The sequence below is a fragment of the Gemmata palustris genome (assembly GCF_017939745.1).
GTDB lineage: Bacteria > Planctomycetota > Planctomycetia > Gemmatales > Gemmataceae > Gemmata > Gemmata palustris.
This window is the reverse complement of sequence record NZ_JAGKQQ010000001.1, coordinates 6774942-6797849: the sequence shown is the minus strand read 5'-3', so window position 1 is coordinate 6797849 and position 22908 is coordinate 6774942. Positions and strand designations below refer to the sequence as shown.

The 22908-nt window shown below is 64.6% G+C and carries 15 protein-coding genes; 7 read left to right on the top strand and 8 right to left on the bottom strand.

Annotated elements, in window-relative coordinates; translation table 11 throughout:
- Positions 1-45: 45 nt before the first annotated feature.
- The 4 genes from J8F10_RS28270 to J8F10_RS40425 all read right to left on the bottom strand — a co-directional run bounded on the left by J8F10_RS28270 (position 46) and on the right by J8F10_RS40425 (position 2911).
- Positions 46-519: a UvrB/UvrC motif-containing protein gene (locus tag J8F10_RS28270; RefSeq protein WP_210659705.1), complete on the bottom strand. Its 474-nt coding sequence runs from the start codon at positions 517-519 to the stop codon at positions 46-48.
- Positions 520-1089: 570 nt separating this feature from the next.
- Positions 1090-1797: a class I SAM-dependent methyltransferase gene (locus J8F10_RS28265; RefSeq protein WP_210659704.1), complete on the bottom strand. Its 708-nt coding sequence runs from the start codon at positions 1795-1797 to the stop codon at positions 1090-1092.
- An 86-nt stretch (positions 1798-1883) separates the two neighbouring features.
- On the bottom strand, positions 1884-2054 hold the full coding sequence (locus tag J8F10_RS39340; protein WP_246524507.1) for a transposase family protein: 171 nt from the start codon (positions 2052-2054) through the stop codon (positions 1884-1886).
- Between the two features lie 704 nt (positions 2055-2758).
- Positions 2759-2911: a hypothetical protein gene (locus tag J8F10_RS40425; protein ID WP_210659703.1), complete on the bottom strand. Its 153-nt coding sequence runs from the start codon at positions 2909-2911 to the stop codon at positions 2759-2761.
- 299 nt (positions 2912-3210) lie between these two features.
- Between J8F10_RS40425 and J8F10_RS28250 the strand changes: the two genes are divergently transcribed.
- The 5 genes from J8F10_RS28250 to J8F10_RS28230 all read left to right on the top strand — a co-directional run bounded on the left by J8F10_RS28250 (position 3211) and on the right by J8F10_RS28230 (position 13372).
- Positions 3211-5109, top strand: coding sequence for a hypothetical protein (locus tag J8F10_RS28250; protein ID WP_210659702.1), 1899 nt, complete (start codon positions 3211-3213; stop codon positions 5107-5109).
- Positions 5110-5383: 274 nt separating this feature from the next.
- The gene (locus tag J8F10_RS28245; RefSeq protein WP_210659701.1) at positions 5384-7381 is read left to right on the top strand and encodes a flagellar basal body P-ring protein FlgI; all 1998 of its coding nucleotides are present in this window, start codon (positions 5384-5386) and stop codon (positions 7379-7381) included.
- Between the two features lie 256 nt (positions 7382-7637).
- Positions 7638-11396, top strand: coding sequence for an AAA family ATPase (locus J8F10_RS28240; RefSeq protein ID WP_210659700.1), 3759 nt, complete (start codon positions 7638-7640; stop codon positions 11394-11396).
- Positions 11397-11584: 188 nt separating this feature from the next.
- Positions 11585-12106 (top strand): hypothetical protein, encoded by a 522-nt coding sequence (locus J8F10_RS28235; RefSeq protein WP_210659699.1) that lies wholly within the window; start codon positions 11585-11587, stop codon positions 12104-12106.
- A 411-nt stretch (positions 12107-12517) separates the two neighbouring features.
- A complete protein-coding gene (locus J8F10_RS28230; RefSeq protein WP_210659698.1) occupies positions 12518-13372 on the top strand; it encodes a hypothetical protein in 855 nt (284 codons plus the stop codon).
- A gap of 89 nt (positions 13373-13461) precedes the next feature.
- On the opposite strand, the gene mqnE is transcribed toward J8F10_RS28230, so the two are convergent.
- Entirely contained in the window at positions 13462-14604 is a 1143-nt protein-coding gene (gene mqnE, locus J8F10_RS28225) for an aminofutalosine synthase MqnE (RefSeq protein ID WP_210659697.1), read from the bottom strand.
- A 286-nt stretch (positions 14605-14890) separates the two neighbouring features.
- On the opposite strand from mqnE, the gene J8F10_RS28220 reads away from it, so the two are divergent.
- Complete coding sequence (locus J8F10_RS28220; protein WP_210659696.1) at positions 14891-15532, top strand: TIGR03000 domain-containing protein; 642 nt, start codon at positions 14891-14893, stop codon at positions 15530-15532.
- 114 nt (positions 15533-15646) lie between these two features.
- Here the strand turns inward: J8F10_RS28220 and J8F10_RS28215 are convergent, their stop codons facing one another.
- The 3 genes from J8F10_RS28215 to J8F10_RS28205 are packed head-to-tail and all read right to left on the bottom strand — an operon-like array spanning position 15647 to position 19884.
- Complete coding sequence (locus tag J8F10_RS28215; protein ID WP_210659695.1) at positions 15647-15937, bottom strand: hypothetical protein; 291 nt, start codon at positions 15935-15937, stop codon at positions 15647-15649.
- Positions 15938-15940: 3 nt separating this feature from the next.
- Positions 15941-16282 carry a hypothetical protein gene (locus J8F10_RS28210; protein WP_210659694.1) on the bottom strand — a complete coding sequence of 114 codons (342 nt, stop codon included), beginning with the start codon at positions 16280-16282 and terminating at the stop codon, positions 15941-15943.
- Positions 16283-16320: 38 nt separating this feature from the next.
- Positions 16321-19884, bottom strand: coding sequence for an isoleucine--tRNA ligase (locus J8F10_RS28205; protein WP_210659693.1), 3564 nt, complete (start codon positions 19882-19884; stop codon positions 16321-16323).
- Between the two features lie 356 nt (positions 19885-20240).
- On the opposite strand from J8F10_RS28205, the gene J8F10_RS28200 reads away from it, so the two are divergent.
- Positions 20241-22853: a vWA domain-containing protein gene (locus J8F10_RS28200; protein WP_210659692.1), complete on the top strand. Its 2613-nt coding sequence runs from the start codon at positions 20241-20243 to the stop codon at positions 22851-22853.
- Positions 22854-22908 lie beyond the last annotated feature (55 nt).

Here is a 22908-nt window from a genome sequence, read left to right as displayed (position 1 = left end):
CAAATTCGAGGCACGCAATCGAAACACAATGAAACGCGCGAACGGTTAGCCGTTCTCCAGCTCCTTGATGCGGTCGCGGACCCGGGCCGCTTCTTCGTAGTTCTCTTCGGTCACGAGCTGTTGCAAGCGGCGGCGGAGCGCGGTGAGTTCCACCTGTGCGCCTTGCGCACGCGGTAACCGGCGCGGGGCCTTGCCGACGTGCCGCACGTCGCCGTGAATGCTCTCCAGCAGCGGGAGCAGTTCCCCCTTGAACACGTCGTAGTCGTGCGCGCAGCCGAACCGCCCGTGGTTGCGGAACTCCAGGTACGAGAGCCCGCACGACTCGCACGTGGGGCGGGCGAAGACCTCCTCGGCGGCCTCGCTCGCGTCAACGGTCGGCCCGGCCGCGGCCTTTTTCTGCGGCTCTACGAGATACTTCTTGGCGCAGTCCTCACACAGGTGGACCTCCTCGAACCGGTCCCCGGGGAGCACTTCGGTAATGTGGTAGGTGGCTTGCTTCGGACACCGCAGACACTTCATTGGCCGCCCCTCCGCGTAAGGGCATTCTAACAGTCGAGGCACTCGTTGTCATTGGCGCCCGCGACGTCATGAGCCCGAGAGCCGCCCATTCCGTTAACGGGTTTGTGTCCACTGGCGCAGCGATTTCGGCCCGAAATTCCGCACCCGTGCCCCGAGCCGAGGGGCCGTCGCTAACATTCGCTAACATTTTGGCCCGCGAGCGGCCCGTACCCGATGATTGCGATACGAACGGCTGAAATTTCCAGGAGTCGCACCATTTCGGCCCTCCTGGGCACGGTAACCGTGGCTAACATTCGCTAACACAGCCCCTCGCACGACGCTCGTTTTCGCTCCCCGTGTTACCGATCACGCCCTCGCGTGCTTCGAGCGCGGCACTCGCTGAGTAGTGAATTATAGGCGATATGTATACGGAAATCCAGTAAAATTCACCGCGGGTGGTGATTGAGCACATCCACCCGCTCGTTAGCACTCGCGAGTGGAGCCACATGGACCTGTACACTATCGCACACTAAAAAGCACATTGACCGAGAGGCCGGCGATCAAAGTCGAGATGAGTCGGCCCCACCGCGATCAGGCAGGAGGGGTTCGTACCAAGCCGATACCGTAAACGGGGGCCGCCGTGGAAACGAACTCGCGAGGTTGCGCGGAGTTCGCCTTTACCTCGTTCCACAGACGGGTGACGCCCTCGGTGTAGGCGATATCGTGAAATCCGATCATGCCGCCGGGCGTCACCAGTGGCGAATACATCTCGTAATCCATACGCACACCTTCGTAAGTGTGATCGCCATCGATGAAGAGAAAGTCGATCGTCCTGCCGGCGAGGATCTCGCGCACTTGATCGAGCGACTCGGGCCGGTGCGAGTCGCCGCGCAGCAGGCACATCTTCTGGGCCGGCAACCCGAACGCCTCGTAAAGCGGGATGCGCTCCGCCGCGTAGCCGCCGCCCCAGTCACCGCCCGGCAAATCCAGGCTGATGATCGTTGCGTCCGGCGCCGCCACACGCGTCAGCATGAAGAGCGTGCCGCCATTGGCGGTGCCGATCTCCATCACGGTGCGCGGCCGCGCCTGGCGCACGATCTCGAGCACGGGCACCAGCTCCTGGCGCGACTGGATCGGCGAAATCAGCCCGAGATTGCCGCGCGCGCCGTAGTCGAAGATGCTCGCGGGATCGCTCATCGGCCCGCTGGAGCGGATGCGCTCTATTAGCTGCCGGTAGAACAGCTTGCGTCCGGCGCGACGGAATGGTTCGCGAACGGCCTTAATCGTGGATACCAGCATCGGATACTCCCCTCGGGCAAGAATAGAGTCGTTGCTCAATAGGCGTTGGTTCAGGCGACCTCCGGCCGCGCGGTCCGGGGTGGGCGTTATCCGTACATGCGGTTGTGGAGTCCGGCCACGTTCTCCATCCTGACCGTGTGCCGGCGCGGCGAGTTGCGGCACCGGTCCGCCGCGATGCGCCAGATCTTCATCTTCCCGATCCCGTGCTCCGCCACGATCCGTTCCTTCGCCAGTCGTCGATTCGATCGCCTCGTCATTCAAGGAGCCGTTCCTCGGCTTCTTCTCGGGCACCCGCAGGGCGCTCTCCCTGGTATCCGCTATCGCCGGACCTCGGTACCCCCGGAGGGATTCGCAGCCGCTAGTGGGCGTACACCCTCTTGTCGTGAACGCGCCCCGGCGCCGCTTTCGATACGGCCTTGATCCGCACCTTCTGCTACTCCCCGGCCCCTTCCGCTTCCGTGCCACCGCGACCTGGTGCTTCACCATGTGACGCTTCTTCTTCCCCGAATAACTGCGCCGTTGCTTCCGCTCGGGGCGATGTACCGGTTGTTCGGTCGCGTCAGCGAACACCGCGTCCAGGTCGTCGGGGTCGGTCCGCACCTTCCGCAACCGGCTGTCAGGTCACAGATTACCCCCCGCGAAGGGTCGCCTGCCACGATTTTCGCACCCGGATGAGGTCTCGACCACCGTCGAACGGTTCCCAAAATCACGCACCGAGCATTTTTCGCCTCCGGAATCGTCGAAAACGGCTGAGGGACGCACCGCGACCCCTGCTGGCGACATTAACTAGCCACGATGGACGGTTCGGTTTCGCAAACGCGCCCACCCTCATCCCGTGTCGCACGCCAACCGCCGGCACGACAGCTTAGTGACTGTCCCATATGCCTCGAAATCGCCGTATTTTCGAGTTGTCACCCACGATTTCTCAGGCTTTTTCGCACATATGGGACAGTCACTTAGTCTAGTTCACGGCGTTCTTGCCTTCCTTGATCCACTGCTCGGCCGTACCGCGCTTGTTGTAAAAACGGACCACGCGCCGCGAGCGCCAGTGCAGGCCGGTCGCGGCGGTGGTGGTCAATCCGAGGGCGTCGTCGAGTTCCCGGTAGACCAACAATCCGGCGCCACTGGTGACGGTCGAGCCGTAGAACTCGAGCTTGATCTCGCGGTCGAAACCGACGCGGAGCGGGTCATTTCGGTGGTCGCCCGCTGGGTCCCTCGGTCATTTCGGCAGGGAATGGTCGGAAACGCTGGGATTTCCAGAGTGCCGGCGCACATGCCATGTCAAATGCCGAGGGTCATCTGGGAAATGCACACTAACGCCCTCCTTAAATCCGCCCCGGAACATCTCTTGCCCCATTCGCCCCAATCCGGTTACCTTCCGCCGCCTCGAAGGACCGCGAGTAAGGCGCACTCATGACCGAAGCACCGACCAACGGATTTCGCGAACAGCCCGCGTGGCTGGTGGCCGCGGCCGTGGTGGTGGTGGCCCAGGCGGGATTGGCGCTGGCCCTCTTCGGACCGGCGCGCCAGTGGTCGGCCGTGACCGACGACCGCCCCGTCCTTTCCGGGCGGCACCCGCTCCACCTGTACCACGGCACGCTGGGCGCCAGCGCGTTTCGGGACCACCGCACCGCCACGTGCTACGACCCGGCGTTTCAGGCCGGGTACCCCAAAACTCCGGTGTTCGACGGCGGGAGCCGGCCGGCGGAACTGTTCGCGCTGCTCGGGGGGCGCGGGTACCGCCCCGCCGCGTACAAGTTCGGCGTGTTCGTGTTCCTGCTGCTGATCCCGGTCGGGTTCATTGCGGCGGCGCGCGGCGCGGGGTTACCCGGGGGCGCGGCGGTCCTTACGGGCTGCTTCGGCGTGCTGATCGGGTGGTGCCCGGCCGTGCGTTTCATGTTGGAAGAGGGGCAACTGGACCTGCTCGGGGCGGGCCTGGCCGCGGCGGTGTTCGTTCCCTGGCTCGGCCGTTACGCCAAACACCCCGGACCCGAATCGTGTCTCGTGCTGGCGGGCCTCGCCCTCATCGGCTGGTACGCGCACCCGCTGGTGTGGCTCGGGCTGTTCCCGATCGTGCTCGTCTTCTACCTCGTTTGTGCCCCCCAGCACGGACCGGGTTGGCACCTCGGGCTCGCCGGAATCACGTCGGCCGGGATCGTGCCGAATGCGTGGTGGCTGGTGGATTGGGGCAAATACTGGTGGCTGCGGCAACCGTCGGCCGAGGACAACATTCCGCTGCCGGGCGTGTTCGAGGTCCTCGGCGGCCCCGGCGACTACGCGAACCTGTGTGCCGGGCTCCCCGGCGGGCCGGTGGTTCCGCTGGTCGCGATCGGGGGGCTGGTTCTGGTGTGGGCCGCGGGGCACCGCGCCGCGGCGTGGCTCGCCTTCGTCGCGGCGGTACTCGCGGTACTGACGGCGCGCCTCTCGGCGGCGTGGCCGCGGGTACCCGCGGACGTCCCGGGGCGCGTGGCGCCGCTCGCGCTCGCGTTCCTGGCGCCGGCCGCGGCGTTCGGAGTGTGGGAAGTTTTGCGGCGCGCGCACGCGGCCAAAGTCGGCTCCGTTCTCGTCGCGGTGGGATTGTTGACCGTCGGCTGGGCGGACGGCCCCGGCGCGCCGCTCGCCCACGCGACCGGCGTCCACACCCCGCCGTTCGTACTCGGCTTCACCGCGGAACAGCAGCAGTTGCTCGCGGCGATTGATGCACACACCGGCCCCAGCGCGCGCATCCTGTGGGACGATGCGGAAGCGCGGTCCGGCCGGAGCTGGTCCGCGCTGCTCCCGATGTACACGAACCGCGCGTACCTCGGCGGGCTCGATACCGAGTCGGAGATCGAGCACGGGCACTGCGCGCTCGCCGACCAGCGCCTCAACGGGCGCCCGCTCGTGGAGTGGACCGACGCGGAACTGACCGACTTCTGCGAGTGGTACAACGTGGGCTGGGTCGTGTGCCGGGGGGGGAGTACCGCCGAGCGGTGGGGCAAGTACCCGACAGCGAAAGCCGTCGCGCGCCTCTCCGAGGGCGGGCAGCCGGTCGTCCTCTTCAAGATCACACGGAACCACTCGTTCGTGCTGAAAGGGTACGCGGTTTGGACGTCGGCCGACGCGCAGCGGATCGTACTGACCGACGTGCGCCCCAACGCGGATGGCTACGTCGACCTCAGCCTGCACGTCTTCGAGGGCCTGCGCGTGTACCCCAGTTACGTGAAAATTGACTCGTTCCCCGACCCCACCGGGCGCGACCCCATCAACCACATCCGCCTCAGAACCCCCGGTCCGGTCCCCCGCATCACGCTGGTGTGGGAACACCCATAGGCGGGTCGAAGGTCGTAAAGTCGAAGGTCGTAAAGTCAAAAGCCGCGACGTCGAAAGTCGTCAGGTCGAAGACTAACGCCGTGTGTGCCTTTGACTTTACGACCTTCGACTTTACGACCTTCGACGCTCATTTCGCATTTTCCCCTCAAGTTGATCTTGACGTGACTTTTCGCGCGGCTATCTACCGCAACTCAATCGAAACACATTGTTCGCGGGGCGGCCCGGTTCGGGGGAACTCGGGCGCCGTCGTTCCGGGACGAACAAGGACCAACGCATGAACCGGGCGTGGAAACTCGCGGCGGGGATCAGTCGGCGCAACTTCCTCGCGTGGTCGGCCGCCGTCGGCGTGGCGGGCATGGTCGGGTGCAAGAGCACCGACGCCAAAAAGGTGCAAACCCGGTCGCAGATCGGCGAGGACCCGTCCGACCCGGACTCGGTCGTCACCATCGGGTCGAAAACGACCGTGGGCAACACCGAGGCGCTCCAGGTCAGCGGCGTCGGGCTCGTCTTCAACCTGCCCGGCACCGGGGGCGGCGCGACGCCGGGCATCTGGCGCACCATGCTCGAAGATAACCTGAAGAAATCCAAGAAGGATCAGGGGCTCAACATCAAGGAGCTGCTCGACGCTCCCAGCCGGACCACGTCGCTGGTCATCGTCAACGCCCTGATCCCACCGGGCGCGCGGAAGGGCGAACTGATCGATGTTCAGGTGACGCTCCCGAGCGACAGCCGGACGACGAGCCTCCAGGGGGGCGAGTTGCTCACCACGGAGCTGGTCACGTCGGACACGACCGCGAACGTGAGCTCGCAGGTTCACACCGGGAGCGCGAGCGGGCCGGGCGGGCGCCTGCTGCTGGGTAACACGTGGGCGAAGGCGCAGGGGCCGCTCGTGGCCGGCAACTTCGTGGACGACGACGGCAAGGCCGGAAAAGCCGACACCGACGCCGACGGGCGCACGCTCTACCGGGCCGGGTTCATCGCCGGCGGCGCCGGCGTCACAATGAACCGGGCGTACTACCTGCTCCTCAACCCGAACGACCAGAACCCGCGGATCGGGGCCGCGATCGCCGAGCGCCTCAACAGCACGTTCCACACGACCGCCGACGCGAACCTGAAGGTCGCCGACGCCAAGAACCGCGAACTCATCCTGTTGAACGTGCCGACCGAGTACCGGCACAACCACTACCGGTTCCTGCTCGTCGCGCGCCAGGTGCCATACGACCTGGCCCGCGCCGGGACCGCGTACCGCCAGAAGCTCGAAGACGAGCTGATGGACCCCTCGACCGCGCTCACCGCCGCGGTCAAACTCGAAGCGCTCGGCGGCGACTGCCGGCGGAGCCTGAAAATCGGCCTCGAAAGCGCCTCGCCGTGGGTGCGCTTCGCGGCGGCGGAGGCGCTCGCGTACCTCGGGCAAACGGACGGCGCGGCCGAACTCGCCCGGCTCGCGGAAGACCACCCGGCGCTCCGCGCGCAGTGCCTCAAGGCACTGGCGTCCGTGAGCGACGCGAGCGCCTCCGACCGGCTCGTGGAGATGCTCGCCAGTTCCGACGCCGAACTGCGGCAGGGGGCGTTCATCGCCCTGCGGCTCGCGGACGAGCGGCACCCGGCCCTCGGCGGCGCGCTGATGAACAAGTCGTACTACCTGCACCGCATCGGCGGGCGCGGCGCGTCCGCGGTTCACCTGTCCGGGACCGGGCGCAGCGAGATCCTCGTGTTCGGCGACAACGTGAAGCTCCGCGGGCCGCTGGCGCCGATGCCGGTGGGCAGCGAGTTCACCGTCTCCGTGACCGACGACGGCGTCGCGAAGGTGACGCGGGTCGTGCGCCCCAAGGGGGGCGAGCCGGAGGTGAAGGAAGTCCCCTGCTCCGCGGAACTCGGCGGGGTGCTCACCGCGCTGGCGAACCTCGGGGGCGGGTACTCCGAGGCCCTCGAACTGGTCCGCCGGGCCTCGCGCACGGAGGTGCTCTCGGCCCCGCTCGTGACGGAGGCGGTCCCGCGCGAAATGAGCATCCAGCAGCTCTGCGGGTTCGCCAAGATCGATTCGACGCTGGCGAAGGCGAACGTGGAAGTGGCGAAGGTCGGCACGGTGCGCCCGGCGATCGACGCGAACGGCTTCGAGGTGCCGACCGCGCAAGACCCGCTCATCACCCCGGCCGGTGCGATCCTGCCGAAGCAGCCGCTCAACCGCGACCCGGGCCGGCTCTTCGGGTCGAAGCGCGCCGCGGACGCCCCGATCCTCGACTCGGCCGTTGTGCCCGCCGGGGGACAGTAACACTCAGAGGACAGAGAACAGAGTTCAGAAGACAGAACAGAAAACAGGGTCAGAGAGCGGAAAGCCGAAGACTGAATCCGAACGGGCCATCACCCTTCGATTCCGACCTTCTGACTTCTGCTCTTTGGCCCCTGTCGTTTATTTTTGTTCCTGTCTTCTGTTTCCTGACCTCTGTCCTCTGCTTGCTCTGTCCTCTGATTTCTGACCGCTGATCTCTGTTTTCTGACGCCTGTCCTCTGTCCCCTTCCGGTCCGCGATGCTCAAAAGACTGGAACTCGTTGGCTTCAAGTCCTTTGCCGATAAGACGCGGTTCGATTTCGCGCCCGGGGTCACGGGCGTGGTCGGGCCGAACGGGTCCGGCAAGAGCAACGTCGTGGACGCGGTCCGGTGGATCCTGGGCGAGCAGTCCGCGAAGAGTCTGCGCGGCGGCGAAATGGCCGACGTGATCTTCAACGGCTCCAGTTCGCGCAAAAGTCTCGGAATGGCCGAGGTGACGGTCGCGTTCGACAACGGGCGCCGGCTCCTCGCCGTCGACGCGGACGAGGTGCAACTCACGCGGCGCGTCTACCGCGACGGTACCGGCGAGTACCTGATTAACGGCCAGATGTCGCGGTTGAAGGACATCAAAGACATCCTCCTCGGGAGCGGCGCCGGCTCGGGCGGGTACACGATCATCGCGCAGGGCCGCGTCGACGAGCTGCTGCAGGCCTCGACGAAGGACCGGCGCGAGATTTTCGACGAGGCCGCCGGCATCAGCCGGTTCAAGGCGAAAAAGACCGAAACCCTTCGCAAGCTCGCGTCCGTCGAACTCAACCTGACGCGCTCCAAGGACCGGCTCGACGCCCTGGACGGCCAGCTCCGCACGCTGCGCATGCAGGCGGCCAAAGCCCAGAAGTACAAGGAGCACTCGGACCGCCTGCGCGAACTGCGCGTGGGGCTCAGCGCGCGCGAGTTCCGCACCCTCACCGCCGCCCTGATGACCGAGCAGGAGGCGCTCGCGTCGCTCAAGGTCGAAGTGTCCGGCGCAACGACCGAGGCCGAGCACCTCGAACTGCGGGCGAAGGAACTCGACTGGGCGGTCACGCGCGGCGAAGAGGCGCTACGGCACCACGAAGCGAAACTGGCCGATGCGCGGCAACAGATTACGGGCTTCGAGGGGACGCTCAAGCACGAGCGCGCCACCGAGCAGAACCTCGAAGCGGAGCTACTGAAGGTCGGGCGCCAGCGCGCGGACCTGGGCTACCGGCTGCGGGTGATCGAGGCGGACGCGGCCCGCACCGCGACCGAAAGCGCGACGGCCGAGGCGCGCGTGGCCGCGGAAAAGCAGCACGCGGACGAAGTGACCGCGGCGCTGGCCGCAATTGTAGCGCAACTCGCAGAACTCGACCGCGAACAATCGGAAGACCAGATCCAGCAGATGGAACTGGTTCGCGAGTCCGCGTCCAGCAAGTCCACCGCCGAGGCCACGCTCGCGCAAGTCAACCGCTTGCAGAAAGAGTACACGCGGAAGCTCGCGGACCGCGAACACAAGTCGTCCCAGCGCGCGACGCTCGCACACGCCCTCGACGGGCTCTCCCAGGCCGACGCCGACGTTCAGGCGCGACTCGCCGACGCGAACGAACAGATCGACACCCTCACGACGAACCGCGACCAACTCGCCGACCAACTGGCCGACGTGCAAGCCCAGCTCGAAGGCTTCCGCGTGCGCCAGGGCGACTTGCGCGGGCGCATTGATGTGCTCGAAGGTCTGGAGCGCTCGTTCGAGGGCCTCGGCGCCGGCGTGCAGCAAGTGATGCACCGGATGAAGGGCGGGGAATCGGCCGATTCGTCCCCGCTCCTTCACCCCTCGTCCGCGACGATCATCGGGCTGGTGGCCGATCTTCTCACGGTGCCGCGCGAGGTCGCATCACTCGTCGAACTCGCGCTCGGCGACACCGCACAACGCTTCGTCGTGCGCTCGCCGGAAGTCGTGGACGCGGTCGCCGCGGCCGTGGGGGATGTAACCGGCCGCGTCGGGTTCGTGCCATTGGCGGGGGTGGGCGAGGAACCTCCCCCCCCGGCCCCTCTCGCTCCTTATGAGGGGGAACCCCCTGCGGGTTCCCCCTACAACCCCCTCCTGTCAGGGAAGGGGGAGCAGGCTTCAGTGAGGGGGGATGGGGGGGGAGGTTCCCCTGGCCCTTCGCTCGCCGAATTCGTCTCGTGCGATCACCCGAACTGCGCCGCGCTCCCCGCACAGTTGCTCGGGCGCGTGCTGCTCGCGGACACGCTCGCGGACGCACGGTGGATGTCCGCGCTTCACCCCGCGTACCGCATCATCACGCGCACCGGCGAGTTGCTCGAACCGGACGGCACGCTCACCATCGGCCCGCTGAAGGCCGGAGCGGGCTTGGTGTCGCGTAAGAGCGAGTTGCGCGAGTTGCGCGAACAGTTCCGCGCGACATCCGAACTCATCACCGACACGGAAATTGAACTCGCGGACCTCCGGCGCCAGGCCGAATCCGCCGAGGGCGTGATCGAAGCCGTCGAAGCGGAAATCGCGCTCCTCTCCGACGAAGCCGGCGACTTGCTCCAGCGCATCGCGCGCCAGCGGCAGCAGGTCGAGAACCTGGACGCCGAAATCGACCTCAACCGCGGCGAGTGCCGCCTGCTCGAACAGCAGGTGCAAGAGGGCGAGGCCGCGTGGACTGCGGCGCGCATGGCAGCCGAGGAAGCCGAGCTTGCGGCGACGCAACTCACAGCGCGGCTCGCGGAAGTGAAGCAGGCTCTCGCCGCAGGTGCCCAGGAGCGCAGCGCACGCGAACAGGCCCACACCGCCGCACAGGTCGCACTGAGCCGCGCCGCGGCGGATCGGGACCGCGTGCGCGACCGCCTCGCGCAAATCGAGTCGGACATTCGTAAGCGGAAAATCGAAGCCTTCGATCTCAGCGCCGCGGACCGCAACGCACGCGGTCGGCTCGCGGACTGCACCCTCTCCGCGCTCCGCGCGTCGTCGGGACAAGCGGAAGCGTACCACGAAAAAGAGGCGCGCGAGCGCCTCGTCGCCGAACTCGGCGCGAAGACCGCGACCGACCGGGCCGCACGCGAGCGGGTCCGCGACCGGCTCCACGAACTCCGCCACGGGTGGCAAGAGAAGCAGTCTGCAGCGCACGCACGCGAACTCGCGGTTCACGACCTCAGCGCCCGACGCGATGCCGTGGCTCTACGGATTCGCGAGGACTACGGGATCGAACTGCAACAGATCACGGACGAGCCCCCGGAACCACCGCCCGATCCGGGCGCCGCGCTGAGCGAGGACGGGGCGGAGGGCGCGCTGACGCCCGTGCCCGATCTCCTCAACGCGCCACAAGAAATCGACGAGCTGAAGCGCAAACTCGCGCGGCTCGGCAGCGTGAACATGGAGGCACTCGAAGAACTCACGCGCGTGGAGAGCGAATTTAACTCGCTGCAAGCGCAACACAATGATCTCCACGCGGCCCAACAGTCGCTCCAGCAGATCATTGATGAGATCAACGGCGGCAGCCGCAAACTGTTCATGGACACGCTCACCGCGGTGCGCGGGTACTTCCAGGAGTTGTTCCGCAAACTGTTCGGCGGCGGACAGGCCGACATTGTTCTCGAAGACGAATCCGATGTGCTCGAGTCGGGTATCGAGATCACCGCGCGGCCCCCGGGCAAGGAACTGCGGGCACTGTCGCTGCTCTCCGGCGGCGAGAAGACCCTGACCGCGGTGGCCCTGTTGCTCGCGATTTTCCGCAACAAGCCGTCGCCGTTCTGCATCCTCGACGAAGTGGACGCCGCGCTCGATGAAGCGAACACGCAGCGGCTCGCGGGCGTGCTCCGCGAGTTCCTGGACCGCAGCCAGTTCATCGTCATCACGCACAAGAAGCGCACGATGGCTGCGGCGGACCGACTCTGGGGCGTGACGATGCAGGAGAGCGGCATCAGTCGCCTCCTCCCGATGCGGTTCGAGGACTGGACCGACGAAGAGGAGAACCCGGCTAGCGCCGCGGCGTAGCGCACGCTGCTGCACGAATCCGGGTTAACGCGCACCGCAGACTGGCAGTCGAATGTATTCATTCGTTCCGCATTGCTCCAGGGAGACCGCGGCCGGTTGCAGCGTGTTCGGAGCCGAGATAAGCTGATCGGAACTTCGAGCCAAGCAGGTTTGGATAATCTGTCGATCAGACTTACGAGCAGCCCGCCGTGAACATCGATGCTATTCGCGAGTTGTGGGAGGCGGGTGAGATCGGCCGAGCGGCTTTGATTATCTACGATGCACTCCCAGAGTCGTTGCGGCCGGGGTGGGCGGCCGACATCTTGGAGCTGGCCTGCTCCCGCCTACTCACGATTCCCGAAGAGGTCCGGGCCGTGGTCGTGATCGGTCGCACCCCGTCTCGGTTCCGGGGCGCCCATGCCGCCTTCTCGGATGTTCGCAAACTTACGCTGGTAGAGGATGCGTCCCACCTTGGTGGGGCCGTCTACGCTGCGATCCTCTGCATCGCGGAGGACGCTGCCAAGGTGATTTACAACGCATCAGGGGTGCGGGAACCAATCCGACCTGGCGAGAAGGCCCCGTTCGACGACGAGTGCGGGTACTCGTTGACCCGCGCTCTTGGCCACCTGGCGCGCACGAACGATTCGCCGGACTTCCGCCGGGCGGCCTGGGCAGTCCAAGAGTCGTGGCTCCACCGGGCAACCGGGCGCCCTTGGTGGCAGCTATGGTAGCACGGCCACGGGCCAGCCCAGCGTTGCACCTGACTCTGGCCGCGGGAGCACTAATTGCTCAGGACAGCTACGCTGCATTTCCACGGCACAATCGCTGTGAGGCGCCTTGATTTCAAGGTATTTTCTCGACATCTCCTCAAGCAGCTCGAAGACTGAACCGACAAAGAGGAGAACGCCACCAGCGCCGCGGCGTAGGGGGCCGATCGTGCACTATAAGAAGTGACGTGATGGCTCTTTAAAGTGAGCGAAACGTTCCGCCTTCCGGCTTTGCGCACCACTTCGGGTTGTGCCGCCCGTGCCCGGCGGTATGTCGGCACGGCGTTCGCGTTAATCATCATCTGTGGACGTACTCTCCGCGTCCGTTACACGAAAAATCGTCGCCCGCGAAGGCATTTCTCGCGGAGATTTTGCATGGGATTCTTCTCGTTTCGCCGGGCCGTGCTGATCGGCTGCGCGGCACTTTTGCTCACGGGCGCAGCGCGATTCGGAGTCCACAAATTTCTGTCGTCGTCGCGCGGTAAGGCAATGGTTGCGGACCGACTCGGCACGGCGTTCGGGATGCCGGTCGAAGTGTCCGAGGTCAGCGTTCAGGACGGCGAATCGTCGTTCGGTTTTCGCGTCATGGACCCGGCCGATCCGCGGGCCGAGGTGCTGAACGTGCCGTCGGCCTCGACGGACATTGGCACCGCCGATTTCGTGACCGGCCGCGTCGCGCCTTCAACACTTCACGTGAAGAACCCCGCACTCACGCTACGGATTTCGACCGACGGAAACGTCCTCACGCCGATCCCGTCGCTGCCAGGGACGAGCGAGGCCTTCCCCGCTGTGGTCGTTGACGGGGCGCGACTCTCGATGCGTCAGGAGGGGCGCCCGAATTTCGCGGTGAGCGGAGTGAACGTGAAGCTCACTCCAAACGGCGATCGGATTATTGTGTCCGGCTCCGTGAACGACCCGAAATGGGGTTCGTGGAGCATTAACGGTGAGTTTCGAGGAGATCGCGCGGGTTGGGTCGAACTCGTAGGCACCAACGCGCCACTAGACCGCCAGCTACTCGAGACGGTCCCGTTCCTCCCGTCGGGCGCGTTCGACGACATGCACCTCGTGGGGCGCGCCGCGGTGAAAGTTCGCCTGACACTCACCGCGACCCGCGACGTGCAGCCGAGCGTCGAGATTCGTCCGACGCTCGCCCTTTTCGGCGTTCCGCTCGGGCCGTGCTTCCGGCTCGTGCCCACGTCCGATGGTTATTACTTCGCGCCAACCCGCTGAGTGAAGACTTAGAGCCTATCCCATAACCCCTGAAAAGGATTCAAAACCTACTCGAATGGTGATGATTCACGAGGTTATGGGATAGGCTCTTAGTTCAGCGGCACGAGCTTGCGACCGGTCGCCCACTTCTTCTCAGCCGGTTTGTCGCGGACGACTTCGTGGTAGAGCGTATCGCGTTCGACCGGGGTGCGGCCCGCTTCTTCGATCAGCCGGCGCAGGTCGCGCACGGTGAGTTCCTGGGGTGAATCGCTCCCGGCCGCGTGGTAGATCGTTTCGTGGACGACGGTGCCATCGATGTCGTCCGCGCCGTAGCTCTGGGCCACCTGCGCGACCTTCACCGTCAACATCTGCCAGTACGCCTTGATGTGCGGGAAGTTATCCAGCATCAACCGCGACACCGCCATAACCTTCAGGTCCGTCATGCCGCTCGGTTTCGGAATCCCCTGACCCAGCGGATTGTTCGTCGGGTGGAACGCGAGCGGGATGAACGTCTGGAACCCGCCCGTCACGTCTTGCAGCTCGCGCAGACGAACCATGTGGTCGATGCGGTGCTCGGGCTTCTCGATGTGGCCGTAGAGCATCGTCGCGTTCGACTTGCCGCCCAGTTCGTGCCACTCTTTGTGTACGCGGAGCCACTGGTTCGCGTCCGCTTTGTAGTCGCACAACTTCGAGCGCACCTCGGGGTGGAAGATTTCGGCCCCACCGCCGGGGAGCGAGCCGAGGCCCGCGGCCTTCATTTCTGCGAGCAGTTCGCGTGTGGGGCGCTTCGTAATGCGCTCGAACCAGTCCCATTCCACCGCGGTCCACGCCTTCAGGTGCAACTCGGGGTACGCCTCGTGAATGCTGCGGATGATATTCAGGTACCACTCGTAGGGCAGCAAGTGGTGCAGCCCGCCGACGATGTGCAGTTCGGTGGCCCCCTGCGTGCTGGCCTCGCGCGCACGCTGGAGGATCTGCTCGTCGCTCATCACGTACCCGTTGGGCGATTTCAGGTCGGCCCGGAACGAGCAGAACGCGCACCGATACACGCACACGTTCGTCGGGTTCAGGTGCTGGTTCACGTTGTAATAGGTGACGTTCCCGTTCTTCTTCTCGCGCACGAAGTTCGCGAGTTCGCCGAGCACGAACAGGTCCGCGTTCTGGTCGAGAAACAGCCCGTCGTCGAACGTGAGCCGCGTGCCCGAGTACACCTTATCGCGGATGTCGGCGAGCCGGCCGGCGGTCGTGGTCATGTCTGCTCCGAGTTTCGCGCCCCATCGGTCCCGGGTTCCGGGTTCTCGGTCGGGAAGCCGCATCGTGCAGCTCCCGACCGAGAACCCGGAACGGGGAACCTGGAGTTTCTTCCCGTGTTTTATCGCTCCCGGAGCTAACCGCAATCGGCGCCAGAGTGTTAACCCCTATGTCCGGCACCCGGGAACCTGGGAACCGTGGAGAGTATGGGTTGAACACGGGCGCCTGTGGCGCAGAATCCGATTGGTGGGGCAGGATTCCAACACGGACTGACACCGGAGAAGTCTCATGCAACGGCTATTGCTGCTGGCCGCACTCGCGGCCGGCGGGGTCATGGGGTCGGCGGATAGCGCGAGCGCGCAGCAAAGGCACCTGGGTGGAGCGTACCCGACCTCGGTCACCTGGCCGTGCGTCACGCCGCCGGGGTGGTACACGAACACGTACAAACATGCGTGGTACTACCCGTGGTACGCCTATTACAACTACAGCCAGGGGCCGTACTCGAACTGGGTGGCGGGCGGCGGGCACGCGAGCTACGCCTACTGCGGACCGGGCGGGCACTATAACTGGCCCCAAGAAGCGGCTCAACCGTCCTCGGGCGCCCCTGTCAGCAGCGGGCCGAAGGAAGAACCGAAGCCCGCAACGAAAGAAGACAAGAAGCCCGAAAAGGCCGAGGGGCGCGTCTCGGTGACGCTCCCGGCGGACGCGACGCTGCTGTTTAACGGCACGGCCGCTACCGGCACCGGCGCGGTGCGCACGTTCCGCACACCGGCCCTGCAACCGGGCCAGACCTACCGCTACGAACTGACGGCGGAAGTGGTGCGCGAAGGCCGCACCGAGCGCGTGACCGAATCGGTCGTGGTGCGCGCGGGCGAAACCGCAACGGTGACGCTCACCCCGACGGGCGTGGCGACGGCCGGGGCGAAGTAGCTAAATAGTCGAAAGTCGTAAAGTCGAAGGTCATAAAGTCGAAGACACCCATTTGGGAAGTCTTCGACTTTATGACCTTCGACTTTTTCGTGGCGCAGGTCGGGGTTCGCGGCTTCAGTCAGCGTCTTCGGCAACCTCTTCTTGGCGCTTCCGTGCCACTTCAGCCGCACCGGGTTGGTTCATCCACGCGAACACAGCATCGAAAACATCTTGGACCTCCGCGACCGCACCGAACGACCGGAGCTTGAGGCGCGTCCGGCAGACCGGGCACGTCGCGTAGATATCAAACGGCGAGGCCGTAAACGTAGTCCCACAATGCATCACATCGCGCGCAACGGGAAGGGAAGCGATCGCTTCAAGTAGCGCCTGGGGAACCTCTACCTCGGCCGCGAGTTGAATCGACATGGCTTACTCCAGGTTTCGTAACGCGACCTTGAACGCGGGGCGATCCATCCCGACTCCCGGTCCGATTTCGCGGTGGGCGGTTCGTAGCCGTTCCGGGAGCGATTCCGCGCCGGGCGTGTGCTCCAGTTGCAACCCGTGCTCCTCAATGACGGCCACGCTTCGATAAATCACGATGCTTCCGGGACGAAATGCAGCGAGAATCTCGTCTTCGGAAAGCAACGGATCGACCGCGGCCGGGTCGAAAACCGAGATCCCTTGTTCGCCTTTACGCAACTGGAACGCGGGCGACCCGGGGGACGCGACGCGGACGACCATTGCGACCATTCGTTCGGGCGAATCGCTCATGGCACTCCATTATCCGCGTCGCAGTGTAGTAAGGGAAGTCACACTTTCCGCAACGCGATCACGAGCGGTTGGCCGTCGATCTTCACGGTCGCGGTGTGGACATCCGCGCCGCTGAGCGGGGCGTCGCTCCACTGCGTCGCCTGTACCGCGGTCGCGATGGTTTGCCGGTGTTCGGCCAGCGCCTTCGCGAGATCCGGAGCGTCCGCCGACAGGTGAAGCGCAATCTTGTCGAGCAGGTCGAGCTTCGCGTCTTTGCGGGCGTTCTGGATCTGACGCACCACGTCGCGTGCTAGCCCTTCGAGCTTCAGTTCTTCCGTGATCGTCGTGCTGATCGCGACCTGCGTACCGCGGTCCGCAACGCCGGCCCAACCTGCCTCAGCCGCGAACGTGATGTTGAAGTCGGCCTTGTCCAGCGACACGCCAACCAACTCCACCGGACCGCGATCGAGGCGCGACGCGAATTCTGTCGGGTCTTGCTTCGCGAGCGTCTCTTCGGCCTCCTTGAGCTTGGGACCGAACTTACTCCCGGCCACCTTCTTGTTGAGTTGCACGCTCGCAGTGAGCAGCGAACCGGTAGCCGGGTCGTGCAGGCGGACGACCTTCACGTTCAGTTCGTCGAGGATCAGATCCCGGAAGCGCTCGACTGCCCGCCTGTCCGCGTCGCCCAACAGAGCACCGGTTTTGTCCTTCACCAGCGACGGCGCCACCACCAGTTTTGCGAGCGGTTGACGCACGTTAAGTTTGGCTTGCTGGCGCGCGGCGAGGCCGAGCGAGATCACCCGCTGAACGGCCCGCATGTCTTCCGAGAGGGCCACGTCACCGAGTGCGTCTTCCGCAACCGGGAAGTCGCTCAGGTGAACGCTCTCCGGATCAGTGGGCAAGCGCAGGTTCTTCCACATCACTTCTGTGATGAACGGCACGCACGGCGCCATCAGCTTGCACAGCGTTTTGAGCGTCGCGTAGAGCGTCTGGTACGCGGCGCTCTTGTCCTTGAGGCCGGCGGTATCGAGGTCGGCGTTCTTACTGTGCAGCCGGTCCTTATTGCGCCGAACGTACCAGTTCGAGAGATCGCCCTCAATGAACTCCTCGGCCTTCAGCGCGAACGTCATCACGTCATACGCGGAGTACGCGGCCCGCGCGTCCTTGACGAGCAACTGAAGGTTCGAGAGCAGCCAGCGGTCGATGTCCTGGCGCTCCGCGACCGGTACTTGCGGCGCGGCCGGGTCGAAGCCGTCGCCGATCGCGTAGTTGCAGAACATCGCGTAGGTGTTCCACAACTTGAAGAACACGCGCGAGCGCACGTCGTTCGCCGGTTCCGGGCCGAAGTTGAGGTTCGCGGCCGGGCTCTGCCGGGCGTACAGCCAGCGCATCACGTCCGCGCCGATCGCGTTAAAGGGCAATTTGTTACCCTTGGGGTCCGTGATATCTCCACCCCGATCGGCCGCCGCGATGAACTCAATGGAGTTCCCCGCGGTCTTGTGCATCTCGTGCCCGTACTGGTCGCGCACGTTGCCGTGCCCGAGCAGCGTTTTGAACGGCGGCTTGCCGTCGCTCATCATCGTGGACAGTGCCAGTAGCGCGTAGAACCAGTTCCGGAACTGGCCGGGGAAACTCTCCGTGATGAAGTCCGCGGGGTACCATTTGTCCCAGTACGCGCGGTCGGTGTTGTACTTCAGCGTGGAGAACCCCACGATGCCCGCGTCCAGCCACGGGTTCCCCACGTCCGGCACGCGGGACATCAAGCTCCCGGACTTGCTTCGGATCTTCACGCGGTCGATCCAGGGGCGGTGTGGGGTGTGCCCCTCGAACTCCGCCCAGCCCTCGACCGCGCGCTCTTTCAATTCCTGGTAACTGCCGATCACCTCGTACTGCGTCGGGTCGTTCTCGTCCACCCAGATCGGGAGCGCGAGCCCCCAATAGCGCTTCTTGGAGATCATCCAGTCGCCCATGTTCCCGAGCCAGTCGAGTTCGCGCTTCTGCCCGCTGATGGATTCGGGCAGGAACGTGACCTTGCGAACGACTTCGGCGATGTCGCCGCGAAACGATCCCTTGTCGTCGCGCGGGTAGGTCCACTCGTCGTTGACGCGCTCACCCTTCGGCCCCATGTGGATGAACCACTCATCGACGAGCCGGTAGAGCAACTCCGTCTTGCACCGCCAACAGTGCGGGTAGCGGTGGACGTAGCGCTCCGTCGCGAACAAGCGGTCGTTCGCCTTGAGTTGCTCGAATACAGCGTCGGCGGTACTGGGTTCGACCGCGTTCTTGCCAGTAAGAGAACCAAAGCCCGGAACGAACACACCGTCGTCCCCGATCGGTGCGACCGGCGGAAGGCCGTTTTCCTTGCCCCACTGGTAGTCGATCGCACCACACCCCGGCGCGGTGTGGACGATGCCGGTGCCCTCGGTTTCGGTCACGTCCTTACCGCCGTCGATGACGCGGTGCGCCTGCACTGCGGTCACTGGCTTCCACTCGCCGCTTTGCTTCGTGATCTTCGCGACTTCTTCCGGGTACCCGTACTCGTGGTTCTGTGCGGGAAGATCGTCGAACGGGCCGACGTACTCCCAACCGAGCAGGTCGCTCCCCTTCACTTCGCCGACGATCTCGTAGCTGTCGCCCTTACCGGCTTTCACCTTGAAGTGCTGCTCGATGGTGACGAGGTTCGGCACCTCCTTCAACCACGGGCGCGTCTTCTTGGAACCGCCTTCTTCCTCATCGTCCCCGCCCTCACCGCCGCTCCCCTCCATGCGGTTCAGCTTGAACGCACCTTTGGCGACGTAGTAGATCTCGCCCTTCAGTTTGACCTTGAGGTACGTGAGTTCGGGGTTGATCGCGGCGCCCACGTTGCTCGTGAGCGTCCACGGCGTGGTGGTCCATACGAGGAGGTTTTCCTTCTCGCGCCCCTTAAGCGGGAACTTCACGAAGCAGGCGCGGTGCTCGACGAGCTTGTACCCCTCTTTCATCTCCTGTTCGGAGATCCCGACGCCGCAGCGCCCGCACCACGGCATCACGTCGTACCCGCGGCCGATCAGCCCCTTGCAGAAGCACTTCTTGAGGAACGACCAGATCGTGTAGTTGTTCTCCTCGCTCATCGTGAAGTACGACTTGCGCTCGTCCGGGGTCTTGGCCCAGTCCGCGTCGGTGCGGTCCCAGTTCATCCAGTTGCCGAGCCGGATGGTCTGTTCCGTTTGCACGCGCGCGAACTGATTAACGCGGTCCTTGCACGCCTGCACGAACTTGTCAATGCTCGCTTCCGGGTCACCGGGGACGAGGTTCTCGATGTCGCGCTTGCTCTTCAGCCCGAGCGACTTTTCGACCTCGACCTCGACCCACAACCCCTGACAGTCGAACCCGTTCTGGTACCGGAGTTCGTGCCCGGCCATCGCGAAGTAGCGGTTGTACAAGTCCTTGTAGGTGCGCCCCCAAGCGTGGTGAACGCCCATCGGGTTGTTGGCCGTAATCGGGCCGTCGAGAAAGCTCCATGTCGGCTTGCCGGCGTTGAGGGCCTTCCGCTTCTCGAAGATCGCGTTGTCGTCCCAAAACTGCAGGATCATGCGCTCCAGGGATGGGAAATCGACCGATGATTCGACCTTCTCGAACGGCATGACAAACGCCCCTTTTGCTGTAATTCACGTGGGTTACTTTACCAGTTGACCCATCACAGGACAGCCGGGTTCACGGCGCGGCCGAGGCGCTCGCGTGCCACAGGAACGGGAAGGGGCCGCAACCGATTCAGAACCGGCGCGAGTGGGCGAGGTGCGCGTGCGTTCGTTATGTGGTATTCGGAACGTTCAAATGTGTGCCGCTGCCCCACGCGCCGGAAGCCAAAACTACCCACCTGTATACCCCGCGTTACACTCGGTACACTCCACCCCAACTTCACAAATAAACGCTCCCGATTCGGCTCCCAACAAGCTAAATTGGCGGCGTCGAACCTCTCACCTGCTTCAGCGAGGAACCAATGGCCAAAACCGCGGCCACCAAAAGCACCACCCCCAAAGCCGCTGCACCCAAAAAGCCGGCGGCCAAGCCGAAGACGACCAAAGCGAAAGTGACTCCCGGCACACCAGCACTGGCCCCGGCCACCGAACTCGCGCGCATCAACACGCGGAGCAAGTTCACGCTGTTCAACTTGCTCGGCCAACCGCGCGGCTACTACCTCGTGGAACCGGTCGAACTCGAACGCGACGAATCCGCGGGGAGCGCGAAATCGGTCGCGCACAGCGTCATCGTCGTGGACCGGTCCGGGTCGATGTACTCCGACCTCGCGGCGACCAAAGAGACGCTGCTGAAGATTCTGACGCTTGATGAGTACGCCCAGTACAACCTGCTCGTCACGCTCATTTCGTACTCCAGCGCGGGCGACGTGACATGCCACTTCGAGCGCGTGCCGATCCGCGAGATCATGAAGAAGGACTCGAAGTACCAGAAGGACATCAAGTCGATCCGCACCTCGTGCGCGACCTGCATTTCGCAGGGGCTGCGCATGGCGTCCGAGAAGGTGAAGGCCGGCGAGTTAACTGCGATCACGATCCACACCGACGGCTACGCCAACGACCCCTCGTCCAACTCCGAGGCGACCGCGCTCATCAAGTTGTGCGACGACATGAGCGGCAAGGACGTGTTCGTGAACACGCTCGCTTACGGCAATTACACCGACTTCCGGTTGCTCTCGCGGGTGGCGAACGCAGGGAGCGGGGCCTGCATCAAAGCGGGTGACATCGGCGCGGTGTACTCGTCGCTCTACAACTCCACGAAGACGCTCGGTAGCTCCGTGACGCCGCCCATCGAGGTGCCGCTCGGCGACTACGATTATCAGGTGTTTGTGTCGCGCGGCGCGGGCCGCGTGAACGGCACCACGAGCACGCTCTCCATTCGCGGGCTGAAGTCCGAAGACGACGCGATCGTTTACAAATACCGGAAACTCACGAAAGCCGAGTACGACAAGCTCGACGTGCCCGTGGAGCAGACGAGCGAGGCGGTGTTCGCGTTCGCGAAGGGCAATTTGGGCGAAGGCAACCTGAACACCGCGAAGTACGCGCTCGGCAGCACGTTCGACGCCACACTCGTCGGCGCGCACGCCCGGGCACTCACGAACAATCAAGTCGCGGCGATGGCGCAGGATCTCGATGCGCTCATGCTCTCCGATCCGGGCCAACTGAGCACGCACACCGTTCTCGATCAGGTTCCAGTCAACAAGAAGATCCCGTTCCTGGTGCTCATCAACCTGCTCGATGCGAACCGCGGGAACTTCGTCATCAACCGGCAGGCGCTGCAAGAGGTTTATGTCCGGCGCGGGCTGAAGCGCATCCCGGGCGTGCGCAACGACGACGGCACCGTGACCGAGCCGACGCTCAAGACCGAGTTCGTGAACGAGGACACGTATCTGCCGATCTCGTCGTTCGACGTGAACCGGAACACCGCGACGATGAACATGATGCTCACGCGCAAGGTGCGGCTCGTGCCCGCCGCGGGCGGCGCGCCGATCACCGAGGTCGCGGGGATCAAGCTCGACACTCTCAGCACGTTCAACAACTACACGCTCGTGGGTGACGGCGAACTCACGGTGCCGTTCCTCAAGGTCAAGATTTCGGACAAGTCACTGTTCGACAAACTGATGAACGAGGGCGTGATCGAACTCGACGGGACCCCTGCGACGAAGTACGACAAGGACCAGGAATACACGCTGCGGCTCGACCAGCTCCCGATCGTGCCGCCGTTCGAGGGCACGGTGGAACTCGGCGGCGTGTTCGACGAACTCGCCCGGCTCAAGGTGCTCTCCAGCCTGTGCGGGGCGCACCTCAAGGAAGAAGCGGCCGACCTCGCGCCGGAGCAGGTCGAGGAATTGAAGAAACACTATCTCTCGAAAAGCCTGTTCCTCAATTTCCCGACGACCAACCCCTATGCGAAGCTCGAAGACGCGCTCTCCGATGGCAGCGTGGACACCCGCACGAGCTACAAGATCGACGTCGGCAGCAAGCACATCCTGAACCTCTCGAAGCTGCACAGCGCGAACAAGTTCCTGGACCGCATGTACGAAGTGGTCGGCGCGGACGGCAAACCGATGGAGAAGCCGGCGTTCGAGGACGTGCTTGATGGGAACCTGACCTACAAGCACAAGACGCTCTCGGCGAAGACGAAGGTGACGAAGGTCGATGACTTCATGAAGGCGCTCTTCGATGATTTTCTCGGGCTGCGCCCGAACGGGGCTGTGGTGAAGATCCTCGAAGGCGCGGGGGCGGACAAGCTCGCCGCGATCGTGAAGGACCGCGCGAAGGGCAAACAGCCCGGGCGCAAGGAGTTCGTGGAGGCGCTCGCCGACGCCCGCAAGAAGCTCGACGCCCGGTCCGACGCGCTGTTCGCGGAGAAGCTCAGCGCGCTCGTCTTCTACGTGGGCGCAACCGGTCTGTTGCCCGACGAAGTGGAAGCGAAGGCACAATCGGCGGACGTGCTGGCCGGCAAGTACCCGGACCTCGCGTTCTCGAAGGACGAGAAGGAGGGCACCTTCTTCGAGGTCGGCGACACAATCCTCAGCGTGTACGCCAAAACCGAATACTTCTCGCGCGATAAGTGAGTGCTTTGACAAACGGCCGGCGTGAGCAAAAGAGCTTTTGACAGGATTTACAGGA

Excerpts from the sequence above, each read along its gene's own strand:
- J8F10_RS39340 (WP_246524507.1), bottom strand. The coding sequence starts at position 2,054 with ATGACGAGGCGATCGAATCGACGACTGGCGAAGGAACGGATCGTGGCG.
- J8F10_RS28240 (WP_210659700.1), top strand. The coding sequence starts at position 7,638 with ATGCTCAAAAGACTGGAACTCGTTGGCTTCAAGTCCTTTGCCGATAAG.
- J8F10_RS28250 (WP_210659702.1), top strand. The coding sequence starts at position 3,211 with ATGACCGAAGCACCGACCAACGGATTTCGCGAACAGCCCGCGTGGCTG.
- J8F10_RS28270 (WP_210659705.1), bottom strand. The coding sequence starts at position 519 with ATGAAGTGTCTGCGGTGTCCGAAGCAAGCCACCTACCACATTACCGAA.
- J8F10_RS28215 (WP_210659695.1), bottom strand. The coding sequence starts at position 15,937 with ATGTCGATTCAACTCGCGGCCGAGGTAGAGGTTCCCCAGGCGCTACTT.
- J8F10_RS28245 (WP_210659701.1), top strand. The coding sequence starts at position 5,384 with ATGAACCGGGCGTGGAAACTCGCGGCGGGGATCAGTCGGCGCAACTTC.
- mqnE (WP_210659697.1), bottom strand. The coding sequence starts at position 14,604 with ATGACCACGACCGCCGGCCGGCTCGCCGACATCCGCGATAAGGTGTAC.
- J8F10_RS28220 (WP_210659696.1), top strand. The coding sequence starts at position 14,891 with ATGCAACGGCTATTGCTGCTGGCCGCACTCGCGGCCGGCGGGGTCATG.
- J8F10_RS28200 (WP_210659692.1), top strand. The coding sequence starts at position 20,241 with ATGGCCAAAACCGCGGCCACCAAAAGCACCACCCCCAAAGCCGCTGCA.
- J8F10_RS28265 (WP_210659704.1), bottom strand. The coding sequence starts at position 1,797 with ATGCTGGTATCCACGATTAAGGCCGTTCGCGAACCATTCCGTCGCGCC.
- J8F10_RS28210 (WP_210659694.1), bottom strand. The coding sequence starts at position 16,282 with ATGAGCGATTCGCCCGAACGAATGGTCGCAATGGTCGTCCGCGTCGCG.
- J8F10_RS28205 (WP_210659693.1), bottom strand. The coding sequence starts at position 19,884 with ATGCCGTTCGAGAAGGTCGAATCATCGGTCGATTTCCCATCCCTGGAG.
- J8F10_RS28230 (WP_210659698.1), top strand. The coding sequence starts at position 12,518 with ATGGGATTCTTCTCGTTTCGCCGGGCCGTGCTGATCGGCTGCGCGGCA.